Source organism: Helicobacter pylori (assembly GCF_030062585.1).
GTDB classification, from domain to species: domain Bacteria; phylum Campylobacterota; class Campylobacteria; order Campylobacterales; family Helicobacteraceae; genus Helicobacter; species Helicobacter pylori_CN.
Genome location: NZ_CP071935.1, coordinates 1,036,837 through 1,049,704 on the forward strand (window position 1 = coordinate 1,036,837; position 12,868 = coordinate 1,049,704).

Genomic DNA, 12,868 nt, shown 5'->3' on the forward strand with positions numbered 1-12,868 from the left:
AATGTTTTTGTAACGGGCATGCTTTGCGATTTGCATGTGAACGGATCGGGGAGTTATGCGTTTTTGTTGTATCGTTTAACATAGCAAAAATCACTCATAAATCAACCATTTACTCCATTTAAAAGAGTGTGAGTTTAGGTATAAGGAAAACTTGTATCAGGTTTATGGGAATGGGTATTAGAAAGTGGTAGGGTTATGATTGTCCATATTTACCTGATTTATCTATTAAAGTCAAAAGTCCAAGCGTCTTCGTTGGAAAATAAAGCCTTTTTTAAGAGCTTGAATTTGAAAAGAGTTTATATAATCGCTCAGTCAAAAGCAGATTTTTATGTCTTTTACAATCTAAAACTGAAAGTTATTCTCTAAAAACTTGTAACGCAATCAAACTCGTTCAAAATAGGTTGTTTCTTTGGTATTAGATGGCGCATCTTCTTTCAAGAGATGAGGTGCAAAATGTTTAATGGCGCTAATAATATCTTGTGGGTTCACAGAATCCACTGGCGGGTGCGGCATAGTCATGGCTTTGAACATCCAGTTGCTAGACCTAGAAATTATTTTTTGAAAATCCCTTGGATAGATCATGTGGATATTAGGGCCAACTTTCTTTGGGTAGGGGTGGAATCTTGGGCTTGAGCGACCTGAAGAGACTATGAACGCATGAGGGATCTTCAAACAAGCGCTCAAATGCGTGATGGAAGACTCATTGCCCATCGCAAAACTAGCGTTCTTTAAAAGATAAAGGTATTCTATCAAACCGGTTTGATTGACTAAAGAAATGGCATTTTTGTGGCGTTTTAGAATGGAATTGGCAAGCTTTTCATCTTTTTTAGAGTTCCCGCAAAGAATGAGTTGGTAGTCAGGATTTAAAAAATAGATCATCTCATCAAAGCGCTTATACGCTCTAAAATCATCGCTAGCTCCGAGATTCAACACGCCATAAGGTGGTTTTAGAATATTCTTAAACTTTTCATATTCAAAAGCGATGGGGAGTTTTAATTCAAGTTCAACAAACCCTATATCCACGCCTTTAAAATGCTTAAAAAAAGACTGAAAAAAATCTTGATTGGAATCATAGAGGAATTGCGGCACTTCTTTAGGGTAGAACAAATGCGTGTAAAAACTTTTTCTAATTTCCCCTCTCTTTCTATAATCAGTCCTAAAGGAAGATTCTATTGGGTGGGTGCAAAAAACCCCCACTTTATTTTCGGCAATCAAGTGCTTTATAATAGCGTCTTCTTTGGTTGAAAAATAAAACATAGAACTATTAATGCATATCTCATAGCTTTCTTTTCTTAAATTAGAAACATCTTCGTAGCGTTTTCTCATGAACTTTGGGAGAAAAAATAACAATTCTTTTAATTTTGAAAGGCGTGAGCCATTAGCGCCAATCCGCAAGTATTTTTCCCAATAAATGTTATCTAAAAAGATAAACTTATCTATATATTGGGAATCGCAATGGGTTGCCATATCCTTGATAGTAGCGTTTCCAATAAAGGTGGTTTCATAATTTTCAAAATATTTTTTAAAAAGAGGTAAAAAATTGCGATAGAGTATATAATCTCCAATAATGTCCAAGCGGATAAAACATAAGGTTTTTTTACGAATGGGTGGAGAGATAGGCTTTGTAAGGGTGAGCAATCTGTCTAGTTGGTTTTGGATGCGAATAAGGCTATCTTTTTGAAAAGTATAACGACTTTTAAAGAACCTTCTAACAATTGGAATCTTTTGAATAAGAGGAATTTTTGCAATGGTTGCAACCATCAAAACGAAAGCTATATAAGGGTAATAATAAAGATAAGATAATTTTGATTTTAAAAACAAAGAGAGTAAAAATTTCAAAAATAGCTCCTATTTTTTAGCGTTCAATCATGTAAAATCCACGCAAAGGATTAAGAATAAATAAAGGTGTGATTATAACAAAAAGTCTCTTATCAAAGCTACATCTTGCGGTAATTGATAAAACCCACAATCTTTTCACCCTCTTTTTCAATGTCAATCAAACCCATATCGTTTGAGCCATTAGGCGGGGTGATGCCTAAAAAACGCTCATTGAAAGGCCGCCATCTGGCAATGGAGGCGCTGAGTTCGTTAGGGTAAAACCCAATAGAGGGGTTTTGACTCACTTAATGAAGCCACAGATAATTTTTTAGCCTTAGCTCTGTGCCTAAATCTGTGGTGCTGGTGTATCAAAGTTTTAAATTTGTGTTACACTACAAGATAAAATTTTTGTTTGGGATTAATATTTTGAAACTACTATTACCTATTGCAATACTACTATTACCTATTGTGCTGTTATACGCTTATTTTAACCGAAAGACTTCTGATTGGTCTTTAAGGCTCTTTGAAATGACGCAACGCCTGATTGATAAGCTGCTTTCTATCACCCCCATTAAACGCCAAAACGCCACAGAAAAAGCCTTGTGTATTGTGAGACTAGATGTGGTGGGGGATTATATTTTAACGCGCAATTTTTTTGCCCCCTTCAAAGAGCATTACAAAGATTATAAGATTGTTTTTATTGGCAATTCAATCATTAAAGATTTGAGTGTGGTTGCCGATAGCCCTTACGTTGATGAATTTATTTTCTTAGATCATTCCATTTGGAATCAATATAATGGATACATTCACAGCAGGCAGCATGCTTTTAGATTTCTGCGTTATTTGCTCAAATTTTTCATCAAGCGCTACAATGAATTGTTGATGCTTAAAAAAACGCATTACGAGATTGCCATTAACCCCATTTTGCCTTGGGGCGATATTTTAAGAGATGATATAGTGATGAAACACTTAGACGCTTCTTTTAAGGTTAGCGTAAGGCATGAACCTTTTGTGGATAGGGGCCATCATAGTGTCTATGTTAGCGATGGGAAAATCAGCCATTTTTACACCCATCTTTTCAATATCCCTAAGGTGAGCAAATTCTTATTTGAATTCCATCAAGACTTATTTTCTGCTTTTTTCAAAACTTTTAAAGGAGTGGATTTAGCTCCTGTATCTTTTGGCATGGAATTGCCACCATCTTCGGTTCTTAAAGAAAGTTCGCAAAATTTACTCAATGGTTTGAGTTCTCGCTATGGCGTATTGAATTTGGGATCAAGCGATTTTTTTAGGTGTTATAGGTATTTTAATAGGATTGTGCGTTATTTGAATGCAGACATTCAGCTAGTGATTTGTGGGACGACGCCCACAGAAGCAAAAGAAGCTGCTAAATTGGTAAAAGCTCATAAAAATGCCATATCGTTAGTAGGAAAAACTAGCTTATTGGAATACGCCTATATCATTAAGGGTGCTGAATTTGCATTAGGGAATGAATCCAGTATCGCTCATTTTGCAGCGGCTCTTAAAGTGCCTTACATTTTTATTTTAAGCAATGGCAGTTCTTATGCAACCTTTCACCCTTATCCTAAAACGCTTTGCGCTACCCATCATGTGATTTATCCCACCGAATTTGCAAATCTTAGAGAATCAAAGAAAATTTGGGAACAACGAAATGTGAATATGATAAAACCTAGTGCTGTGATAGCAAGCATCAAAGAGCACGCCCCACATTTATTAAAAGAGAACACTCCTGACGATATTGATAAAGATTACTTCATAGAAGAAGTGTGAAGCAGTCCAAACAACGCCATCTATTATTATAACGCCGTTTTCCATCCTTGCTTTTAGGGTGTCTGACTAGATAAGGGGTGTAAATAGAGGTTGTAATTATGCAATTAGGTCTGTTCCAAATAAAATTGCGCTTCGTTCGTTTTCATTATAACGCTCCTTAAAAAACATGAGAAAGATTATAACGATGATTACCTTATTAGAAGTTTAGCATGCATGTTATAGAGCACTAATCTCTAATCTGTGCATCAAGCAAACTTTATGTTTGGATTTTTCTCGCACACAAAAGATAGATCAGGATACCAATTTTATTTTTCAGCAATAATGATTTTATAACCATTTTTCTTAGCAAATGTTTTAAACTTAGGGAAAAGTTGGATTTCAAGAATTTTTGAAATAATTTTAGTATCTGGTGAAATTGTATAAATATTTTTATCTATATTAATAAATCCTTTAATTTTCCAATCTCCCAACTGAGTTGTAACATGGCCAGTCAATTCTGTTGCAAAAACCTTAAGTTTTTCAATAAAATTTTGTTTGACTGACTCCATAACTACCTTCCAAACACTCAATTGCCACCAAATATATCTAACTGATTATAACACGAAAATTATCGCTTTTAGTGTTGTAAAAATTTGCTTCTCCTTACCAAATGAGCGCTTCTTTTAAGGCTTTTAAAATCTCTTCATAGCTTTCTAATACATAAACTTTTATTACCCCACCTCCATAAATTCTTTAAGTGCACCGCTTTTAAAACCGCCTATAACCTTTTTAAGACGAGACAAAATCACGCTCTCAAAATGCTCCCCCATTTAATGCCAATATCGCCCTTATCTTATCGCGCCAAGCCAAAGCCATCGGAGATTTTGACTTTGATGCCGCATTCATCAGCAAGGAAGCAAGCGATAACAATATCTATCGCAGAGGCGGAGGATCAGTTTTCACTTTATTCTGTATTATCTAATCTCGCTTTAGTTTGCGATAGAGGCTCTAAAGTAAGCCCCATTTCTAATGTTTTTGTAACGGGCATGCTTTGCGATTTGCATGTGAACGGATCGGGGAGTTATGCGTTTTTGTTGTATCGTTTAGGCTCAAAATGAGTGAATGAATGGGCATGTTATCTAAATTTTAGATAGAATAAACGCAAAAATTGAATAAAACCTTAAAGGTGATTCTTTCTAATCTCAAAAATGGGTGGTGCTATTAACAATGACAAAACGACTTTTTAAAGGGTTGTTAGCGATTTCTCTTGCGGTGAGTTTGCATGGTGGTGAAGTTAAGGAGAAAAAGCCGGTCAAGCCGGTTAAAGAAGATCCGCAAGAATTAGCGGCTAAAAGGGTGGAAGCGTTCAGTCGTTTCTCTAATGTGGTTACAGAAATTGAAAAAAAATATGTGGATAAAATCAGTATTTCTGAGATCATGACTAAAGCGATTGAAGGCTTGCTCTCTAATTTGGACGCGCATTCAGCGTATTTGAATGAAAAGAAGTTTAAGGAATTTCAAGCTCAAACCGAGGGTGAATTTGGGGGGCTTGGGATCACGGTGGGCATGCGCGATGGCGTTTTAACCGTTATTGCTCCCTTAGAAGGCACTCCCGCTTACAAGGCTGGGGTTAAATCAGGCGATAACATTCTAAAAATCAATAACGAAAGCACGCTGAGCATGAGCATTGATGATGCGATCAATCTCATGCGCGGCAAGCCAAAGACCCCTATTCAGATCACCATTGTGAGAAAAAACGAGCCAAAACCCTTGGTGTTTAACATCATTAGAGACATCATTAAACTCCCCTCTGTCTATGTGAAAAAGATTGAAAAAACCCCTTATCTGTATGTGAGAGTGAGTGGTTTTGACAAGAATGTTACCAAATCGGTTTTAGAAGGCTTGAAAGCCAACCCTAAGGCTAAGGGGATCGTGTTGGATTTAAGAGGCAATCCTGGAGGGCTATTAAACCAGGCGGTGGGCTTGTCTAACCTCTTCATTAAAGAGGGGGTTTTAGTCTCTCAAAAAGGCAAAAATAAAGAAGAAAATTTAGAATACAAGGCTAATGGCAGAGCCCCTTATACCAATTTGCCTATAGCGGTGTTAGTCAATGGCGGTTCAGCGAGCGCGAGCGAGATCGTAGCAGGAGCACTGCAAGATCACAAACGAGCCGTGATTATCGGTGAAAAAACCTTTGGTAAGGGAAGCGTGCAGATGCTGCTCCCTGTCAATAAAGACGAAGCCATTAAAATCACAACCGCACGCTACTATTTACCGAGCGGGCGCACCATTCAAGCTAAGGGGATCACGCCTGATATTGTGATTTATCCGGGTAAAGCGCCAGAAAATGAAAATAAATTCAGCTTGAAAGAAGCGGATCTAAAACACCATTTAGAGCAAGAGCTTAAAAAGATTGATGATAAAACCCCTAATTCCAAAGAGGCGGATAAAGACAAGAAAAACGAAGAGGAAAAAGAGGTTACTCCTAAAATGATCAATGATGATATCCAGCTAAAAACCGCTATTGACAGCTTGAAAACCTGGTCTATCGTTGATGAGAAAATGGATGAAAAAGCGCCTAAGAAGAAATAAAAACTCATGGGGTTTTTATTTGAAAAATCGTTAATGAGTTTTTGCACCCACTCAATCAAAATCCTTAAAATCATCAGTTTGATTTTAAGCTTTTGGGTAGGCTTTTTGGTTGCCGAGAACGCTAATGAGCCAGAAGAAATCAAGGCTAAAGTGGCTTATGTGAAAATCCCCCAATTAGAAGATTTAGAAAACAACCCGGTTTATATCGGTCAAATTATAGGCGTAACTTATGATTTATTGCTGTTTGACGCTGAGTTTTTGGAAGCCAAAATCAAAGACGGGTTGGATAAAACCCAAATTGAGCTTTTGAATAAGATGCCTAAATGGAAAAAGGTGGAAAAAGAGCTTTTCAGAGCGACTTATTATTACAAGATTAAGGGCGTAAAAGCGATTATTCCGTCCTTAGAAGTGAGCGCATTTTCCAATAAAGACAAATACATCGATCATTCCATAGCTCCCAAAGTTGCTTTGCAAGTAACGGATTTATCCAAAAACCCTCGTTACGCAAAAATCATGGCTAAAGATTTACAAGTTGTGCAATACAAAACCAAAGACTATGACGATAAAAACAATATTTTGGTGATGGAATTAGCGTTCAAAGAAGCCACTTGGGAAGATTTCCACATCAAAGAAGCGATCAAGCAAGGGTTTGATAACGCCTCTTTAAATCAGATCAAGGCTAAAGAAGGGAGCGTTTTTTATTATTGCGTGTTGCCTAAAACCCTTCAAAACCTTTCTTTTGATTATTTTTCGCTTTCTAATAGGCAGTTTAAAACCTTATCTTTTTCAGCCATTCCCACTCAAGACACTACCGGTATTCAAAGCGATCTCATCCCTAAAAACAATTTTTTAGTTTTTTCTAATGTGGCGCTGCTCGCTTTGTGCGTGTTTTTCTTGGCGCTGTTTTTCATTTTTGGGCGCAAACTCATTTTTTTAGGGCTTGGGGTTTTGTGCTTAGGGTTTGTTTTGTATCACCTTTTATTCACGCAAAAATCAGCCCTATTGCTCGCTCATAAAAAAATCCGCATTCTGCCCACGCAAAATTCCACCATTTTAGGGCTTTCTAAAAATGAAATGCCGATTAAAATCTTAGGCTCGCATGATGATTATTATAAAATCCTAACGCCGCATGAACAAATAGGATGGGTCAAAAAAGATGAAGTCAAATAAAAAGTCCAATCATTTAAGAGCGATTTATAGGGCTTTAGTGATCGCTATAGGCTTAGCCGTTATCATTGTTTTCAATTATTTTAACCGCAAAAACAATAACGCACGCTCTAGCCGTAAAACTTGTGCGTGTTTTTTCACGCTCACAGGGGTTAATTTAGAAAAAATAGGCGCTTTTGATACGGACGCTAAACTCATTGTCTTAAACCATCAAAGCTTACTGGACATTATTTATTTAGAAGCCTACCACCCTAGCAATATTTGCTGGATCGCTAAAAAAGAGCTGGGCGAAATCCCTTTTTATGGGCATGCCTTAACCGATACGGGAATGATTTTAATTGACAGAGAGGATAAAAAGGGGATCGTGAGCCTTTTGAAAGCGTGTAAAGAAAAGCTAGATCAAAACCGCCCTTTAGTGATTTTCCCTGAAGGCACTAGAGGCAAGGGAGGAGAAAAATTCCTCCCTTTCAAGCAAGGGGCTAAAATCATCGCCGAAAAATTCCAGCTCAAAATCCAGCCCATGGTGTTAATCAATTCCATTAAAATCTTTAATTCCAAGCCCCTAGAAGCCTATAAAGCACGCACCCGTTTAGTCATGCTAGAAAGCTATACGCCTGATTTTAACTCGCCCACCTGGTATGAAGAATTACAAGAACGCATGCAAAAAGAGTATTTAAAACACTACCACGAACTAAACGCATGAAGCTTTTTGACTACGCTCCTTTGAGTTTAGCTTGGCGGGAGTTTTTGCAAAGCGAATTTAAAAAACCTTATTTTTTAGAAATAGAAAAACGCTACTTAGAAGCCCTAAAAAGCCCTAAAACCATTTTCCCCAAAAGCTCTAATCTGTTTTATGCGTTCAATCTAACGCCCCCTTATGCGGTTAAAATCATCCTTTTAGGGCAAGACCCCTACCATTCCACCTACCTAGAAAATGAGCAAGAATTGCCGGTGGCGATGGGCTTAAGCTTTAGCGTGGAAAAAAATGCCCCCATCCCTCCAAGCTTAAAAAATATTTTTAAAGAATTGCATGCGAATTTGGGCGTGCCTGTGCCTTGTTGTGGGGATTTGAGTGCATGGGCTAAAAGGGGCATGCTGTTATTGAACGCCATTTTAAGCGTGGAAAAAAATAAGGCCGCTTCGCACAAGCATATTGGCTGGGAAGCTTTTAGCGATAGGATACTGATTCGCCTTTTTGAAACGATCTCCCCTTTAATCGTGGTGTTACTAGGGAAAGTCGCCCAAAAAAAGATCGCGCTAATTCCCAAAAACAAACACATCATCATCACAGCCCCTCACCCTAGCCCACTATCTAGGGGGTTTTTAGGGAGTGGGGTTTTTACAAGCGTTCAAAAAGCTTACCGAGAGGTTTATCATAAGGATTTTGATTTCAGTTTGTGATTGATGCTTAATGAAACAGAACCCCTTAAGAATGCCTTGATTTAAGAGCATTTGTGATAGAATGTTAATTTTTGAATAAAGGGAAAACATGCCAATTAAAATCGCTATCAATGGGACCGGGCGCATCGGTTTGTGCGCTATAAGGGTCGCTAGTCAAAGAAAAGATATAGAAATCGTCGCTATCAATTCTACCACTGAATTAGAAACTCTTTTGCATTTGATCCGTCATGACAGCGTGCATGGGCATTTTGAAGCCCAATTAAACGCCAATAGAACCCTAAATATCGGGCATAGTAAAAACATTTTAGTGTTGAGTGAGCGAGACATTAACAAGCTTGATTTTTCTGTCGCTAACGCAGAAATCATCATAGAATGCACCGGCAAATTCAATTCCTTAGAAGCTTCAAGCGCTCATCTTAAAAACAGCGTGAAAAAAGTCATCATCTCCGCTCCCGCGCAAAATACGCCCACCTTTGTCTATGGGGTGAATCATAAGAATTACCATAACGAAAGCGTGATTTCTAACGCTTCTTGTACGACTAATGCTAGCGCTCCTTTATTAAAAATCTTAGATGAAGCCTTTAAAGTAGAAAACGCGCTTTTAACCACCATCCACAGCTACACTAACGATCAAAACCTTTTAGACACCAAGCACAAAGACATCCGTCGCGCTAGAGCGGCCGGCCTTAACCTCATCCCCACAAGCACCGGCGTGAGCAAAGCCATTTCGCTGGTCTTACCGCATTTAGGCCCTAAAATTACAGGCCTTGCGATTAGAGTGCCTACCCCTAATGTGAGCTTGGTGGATTTGTCTTTAAGTTTTAAAAAATCCGTGAGTAAAGCAAGCGTTCAGCATGCGCTTAAAGACGCTTGTAAGCATGCCTTTAAAGGGATTGTGAGTGTTGATGAAGAAAGGCTTGTTTCAAGCGATTTTATTTCTTCGCCTTTTAGCGCGATCGTGATTGATGACCAAATCATGACAATAGGCGAAAAAAATGCTAAAGTATTGGCATGGTATGATAATGAGATGGGTTATAGCGAGCGCTTGATAGACATGGCGCAATATATAGCGCAAAATTAAAAGAAAGGATTTTCATGTTAGCTAAAATGTCGTTTATGCAAAACGTTAAAAACATTCAAGAGGTGGATGTCAATCATAAAAGGGTGCTTATTAGAGTGGATTTTAATGTGCCTTTAGATGAAAATTTGAATATCACTGATGACACGCGCATTAGAGAGAGCTTGCCCACCATCCAATATTGTATTGACAATAAGGCTAAAGATATTATTTTAGTGAGCCACTTGGGCCGCCCTAAAGGGGTTGAAGAAAAATTGAGTTTAAAACCCTTTTTAAAACGCCTTGAAAGACTTTTAAATCATGAAGTGGTTTTTTCTCAAAACATCGCACAACTCAAGCAAGCCTTAAACGAAAACGCGCCCACAAGGATTTTTCTTTTAGAAAACATCCGCTTTTTAAAAGGCGAAGAAGAAAATGATGAAAATCTGGCTAAGGATTTAGCGGGCTTGTGCGATGTGTTTGTGAATGACGCTTTTGGCACGAGCCACAGAAAGCATGCCAGCACTTATGGCACCGCCAAATTCGCCCCTATTAAAGTGAGCGGGTTCTTACTCAAAAAAGAAATTGATTCGTTTTATCAAGCGTTTAACCACCCTTTACGCCCTTTGTTGTTGATTGTAGGGGGGGCTAAGGTCAGCTCCAAACTCACCCTATTAAAAAACATTTTAGATCTCATTGACAAAATCATCATTGCCGGAGCGATGAGTAACACTTTCTTAAAAGCCTTAGGCTATGATGTGCAAGATTCTTCTGTAGAAGACGCTCTAATCAATGACGCCCTAGAGTTATTGCAAAGCGCCAAAGAAAAAAAAGTCAAAGTCTATTTACCCATAGACGCTGTTACCACTGATGACATTCTCAACCCCAAACACATCAAAATTTCACCCGTCCAAGACATTGAGCCTAAACACAAGATCGCTGATATAGGGCCTGCGAGCGTGAAATTATTTTCTGAAGTCATAGAGAGCGCGCCCACGATCATATGGAATGGCCCCTTAGGCGTGCATGAAAAACAAGAATTTGCCAGAGGCACAACCTTTTTAGCCCACAAAATCGCTGACACTTACGCTTTCTCGCTCATTGGTGGGGGCGATACCATTGATGCGATCAACCGCGCGGGCGAAAAGGATAACATGAGCTTTATTTCTACCGGTGGGGGAGCGAGTTTGGAATTATTAGAGGGCAAAATTTTACCTTGTTTTGAGGTTTTGGACAAACGCCATTAACTCTAAGGATCGCTTATGGTGAACGTGTTTTTCAAACAGCAAAAATTTGTCATTAAAAAACGCTTTAATGATTTTAATGGTTTTGATATAGAAGAAAATGAAGTTTTATGGTTTGAATTAGTCAACCCCACGCCCAATGAATTAGCCACTCTAAGCCAAGAATACGCCATCCACTACAACACAGACCATTCCCAACGAGTCTCATCAGTAACCAAATATTGGGAAGACAGCTCCAGCGTTACGATCAACGCTTTTTTCACCAACCAGGATGAAAATGAGACTTTCCACACGGAAATGGCGACCTTTATTTTGTCTAATAACATTCTTTTCACGATTTATTACGGGACTTTAGAAATCTTTGATTCTATCCAAAAAAAGGTTTTGGCTAGCCCTAAAAAATTTGAAGACGGGTTTGATATTCTAACCAAAATCTTTGAAGTGTATTTTGAAAAAGGCGTGGAATGTTTGGAGTGGATCAACAAACAAATGAGCCTGTTGCGCAAAAACATCATTTTCAAAGAAACTTCTACGCATGATGATATTTTAGTGCGCTTGTCCAATTTGCAAGAATTTAATGTGGCTTTAAGGGATTCTTTTTTTGACAAACGGCGCATTATCACCGCTTTATTAAGGAGCAATAAAGTGGATAGCGATACTAAAAATAATTTAAATATCATTTTAACCGATTTTAGCTCTTTGGTGGAGTCTACAACGGTCAATCTCAACTCGCTTGATAACATTCAAAACCTGTTCGCTTCTCAAGTCAATGTGGAGCAAAATAAAATCATCAAGCTCTTCACTGTGGCGACCATGGCGATGATGCCTCCCACATTGATTGGCACGATTTATGGCATGAATTTTAAATTCATGCCGGAGTTAGAATGGCAATATGGGTATCTTTTTGCACTGATTGCCATGGCGATTTCTACGATTTTGCCTGTGCTCTATTTTAAAAAGAAGGGTTGGTTGTAGCCTTTTATGGAATTTTTATCCTCACTCTTAGACGCTCTTTCTACACCGCATGGTATAGTCTCCTTGGCTACGCTCACGCTTTTAGAGATCGTTTTAGGGATTGATAACATCATTTTTATCACGGTGATGGTTTATAAACTCCCCAAACACCAGCAAAATAAGGCCATGATTTTAGGCTTGGGCTTAGCGATGATCGCTCGTATAGGGCTTTTAGGGAGTTTGTTTTTTATCAGCCATTTGCAAAAGCCTTTATTCGCTATAGCGGGCATGAGCTTTTCATGGCGTGATGTGGTGCTGCTTGTAGGGGGGGCGTTTTTGGCTTTTAAAGCGTTAGTGGAATTAAAAGAGCAGATCTACCCTAAAGAAAAACACCAAGAAAAAGCGTTTGGCTTTTTCATCACTTTAATAGAAATCATGTTTTTAGACATTGTCTTTTCTTTAGACTCCGTGATCACGGCTATTGGGATCGCTAAACACTTAGAAGTCATGGCGCTTGCTATTATTTTATCTGTAATCGTGATGATGTTTTTTTCCAAAATCGTTGGCGATTTTATTGAAAGGCATTATCGCATCAAAACTTTAGCCTTTGTTTTTTTGCTCGTTGTGGGCGTGTTTTTGTTTTTAGAAGGCTTGCATTTGCATGTTGATAAAAATTATTTGTATGCGGGTATTGGTTTTGCCTTACTCATAGAATGCTTGAATATTTTCATAGAAAAGAAAATGAAAAAAAGTTAAAAAGCGTTTTTTAAAAGGCTTTCATGCTTTTATGAACAACTAAATTTTAATCAAAATTCATAAGCGCATAGGGGCATTTCGTAATGAAGCCCCCTTAAAAAGAGGATTT

General features: G+C 38.2%; 13 protein-coding genes and 2 pseudogenes. 11 read left to right on the forward strand and 4 right to left on the reverse strand.

Features of this window, described 5'->3' with window-relative positions; genetic code table 11:
• Positions 1-84: pseudogene (locus tag J5F42_RS04865) on the forward strand (DNA methyltransferase); the annotation flags it as partial.
• A 297-nt stretch (positions 85-381) separates the two neighbouring features.
• On the opposite strand, the gene J5F42_RS04870 reads toward J5F42_RS04865, so the two are convergent.
• Positions 382-1,839 (reverse strand): glycosyltransferase family 9 protein, encoded by a 1,458-nt coding sequence (locus tag J5F42_RS04870; protein ID WP_283491166.1) that lies wholly within the window; start codon positions 1,837-1,839, stop codon positions 382-384.
• 98 nt (positions 1,840-1,937) lie between these two features.
• On the reverse strand, positions 1,938-2,123 hold the full coding sequence (locus J5F42_RS04875; RefSeq protein ID WP_000081404.1) for a hypothetical protein: 186 nt from the start codon (positions 2,121-2,123) through the stop codon (positions 1,938-1,940).
• Positions 2,124-2,346: 223 nt separating this feature from the next.
• On the opposite strand from J5F42_RS04875, the gene J5F42_RS04880 reads away from it, so the two are divergent.
• A complete protein-coding gene (locus tag J5F42_RS04880) occupies positions 2,347-3,609 on the forward strand; it encodes a glycosyltransferase family 9 protein (protein ID WP_283491610.1) in 1,263 nt (420 codons plus the stop codon).
• Between the two features lie 305 nt (positions 3,610-3,914).
• On the opposite strand, the gene J5F42_RS04885 is transcribed toward J5F42_RS04880, so the two are convergent.
• Entirely contained in the window at positions 3,915-4,157 is a 243-nt protein-coding gene (locus J5F42_RS04885) for a type II restriction endonuclease (RefSeq protein ID WP_258865955.1), read from the reverse strand.
• Between the two features lie 112 nt (positions 4,158-4,269).
• A pseudogene (locus J5F42_RS04890) lies at positions 4,270-4,418 on the reverse strand (DNA methyltransferase); the annotation flags it as partial.
• Between the two features lie 63 nt (positions 4,419-4,481).
• On the opposite strand from J5F42_RS04890, the gene J5F42_RS04895 reads away from it, so the two are divergent.
• The 9 genes from J5F42_RS04895 to J5F42_RS04935 all read left to right on the forward strand — a co-directional run bounded on the left by J5F42_RS04895 (position 4,482) and on the right by J5F42_RS04935 (position 12,759).
• Entirely contained in the window at positions 4,482-4,706 is a 225-nt protein-coding gene (locus J5F42_RS04895; protein WP_283491167.1) for a DNA methyltransferase, read from the forward strand.
• A 109-nt stretch (positions 4,707-4,815) separates the two neighbouring features.
• Positions 4,816-6,180: a S41 family peptidase gene (locus tag J5F42_RS04900; protein WP_198973019.1), complete on the forward strand. Its 1,365-nt coding sequence runs from the start codon at positions 4,816-4,818 to the stop codon at positions 6,178-6,180.
• A gap of 6 nt (positions 6,181-6,186) precedes the next feature.
• Entirely contained in the window at positions 6,187-7,350 is a 1,164-nt protein-coding gene (locus J5F42_RS04905) for an SH3 domain-containing protein (RefSeq protein WP_283491168.1), read from the forward strand.
• Positions 7,337-8,050 carry a 1-acyl-sn-glycerol-3-phosphate acyltransferase gene (locus tag J5F42_RS04910; RefSeq protein WP_078259303.1) on the forward strand — a complete coding sequence of 238 codons (714 nt, stop codon included), beginning with the start codon at positions 7,337-7,339 and terminating at the stop codon, positions 8,048-8,050. The genes J5F42_RS04905 and J5F42_RS04910 overlap by 14 nt, the downstream gene beginning before the upstream one ends.
• A complete protein-coding gene (ung, locus tag J5F42_RS04915) occupies positions 8,047-8,748 on the forward strand; it encodes a uracil-DNA glycosylase (protein WP_283491169.1) in 702 nt (233 codons plus the stop codon). Before J5F42_RS04910 ends, ung begins: the two co-directional genes overlap by 4 nt.
• 88 nt (positions 8,749-8,836) lie before the next feature.
• A complete protein-coding gene (gap, locus tag J5F42_RS04920; protein WP_283491170.1) occupies positions 8,837-9,829 on the forward strand; it encodes a type I glyceraldehyde-3-phosphate dehydrogenase in 993 nt (330 codons plus the stop codon).
• 14 nt (positions 9,830-9,843) lie between these two features.
• Positions 9,844-11,052, forward strand: a complete 1,209-nt coding sequence (locus J5F42_RS04925) for a phosphoglycerate kinase (protein ID WP_283491171.1) — start codon at positions 9,844-9,846, stop codon at positions 11,050-11,052.
• Between the two features lie 15 nt (positions 11,053-11,067).
• Complete coding sequence (gene corA / locus J5F42_RS04930) at positions 11,068-12,024, forward strand: magnesium/cobalt transporter CorA (protein ID WP_283491172.1); 957 nt, start codon at positions 11,068-11,070, stop codon at positions 12,022-12,024.
• A gap of 6 nt (positions 12,025-12,030) precedes the next feature.
• On the forward strand, positions 12,031-12,759 hold the full coding sequence (locus J5F42_RS04935; RefSeq protein WP_078247924.1) for a TerC family protein: 729 nt from the start codon (positions 12,031-12,033) through the stop codon (positions 12,757-12,759).
• Positions 12,760-12,868 lie beyond the last annotated feature (109 nt).

Coding starts and splice junctions, on each gene's coding strand:
- J5F42_RS04910 (WP_078259303.1), top strand. CDS start 7,337: ATGAAGTCAAATAAAAAGTCCAATCATTTAAGAGCGATTTATAGGGCT.
- J5F42_RS04895 (WP_283491167.1), top strand. CDS start 4,482: ATGCCGCATTCATCAGCAAGGAAGCAAGCGATAACAATATCTATCGCA.
- J5F42_RS04880 (WP_283491610.1), top strand. CDS start 2,347: ATGACGCAACGCCTGATTGATAAGCTGCTTTCTATCACCCCCATTAAA.
- ung (WP_283491169.1), top strand. CDS start 8,047: ATGAAGCTTTTTGACTACGCTCCTTTGAGTTTAGCTTGGCGGGAGTTT.
- J5F42_RS04885 (WP_258865955.1), bottom strand. CDS start 4,157: ATGGAGTCAGTCAAACAAAATTTTATTGAAAAACTTAAGGTTTTTGCA.
- J5F42_RS04900 (WP_198973019.1), top strand. CDS start 4,816: ATGACAAAACGACTTTTTAAAGGGTTGTTAGCGATTTCTCTTGCGGTG.
- J5F42_RS04935 (WP_078247924.1), top strand. CDS start 12,031: ATGGAATTTTTATCCTCACTCTTAGACGCTCTTTCTACACCGCATGGT.
- J5F42_RS04925 (WP_283491171.1), top strand. CDS start 9,844: ATGTTAGCTAAAATGTCGTTTATGCAAAACGTTAAAAACATTCAAGAG.
- corA (WP_283491172.1), top strand. CDS start 11,068: ATGGTGAACGTGTTTTTCAAACAGCAAAAATTTGTCATTAAAAAACGC.
- gap (WP_283491170.1), top strand. CDS start 8,837: ATGCCAATTAAAATCGCTATCAATGGGACCGGGCGCATCGGTTTGTGC.
- J5F42_RS04905 (WP_283491168.1), top strand. CDS start 6,187: ATGGGGTTTTTATTTGAAAAATCGTTAATGAGTTTTTGCACCCACTCA.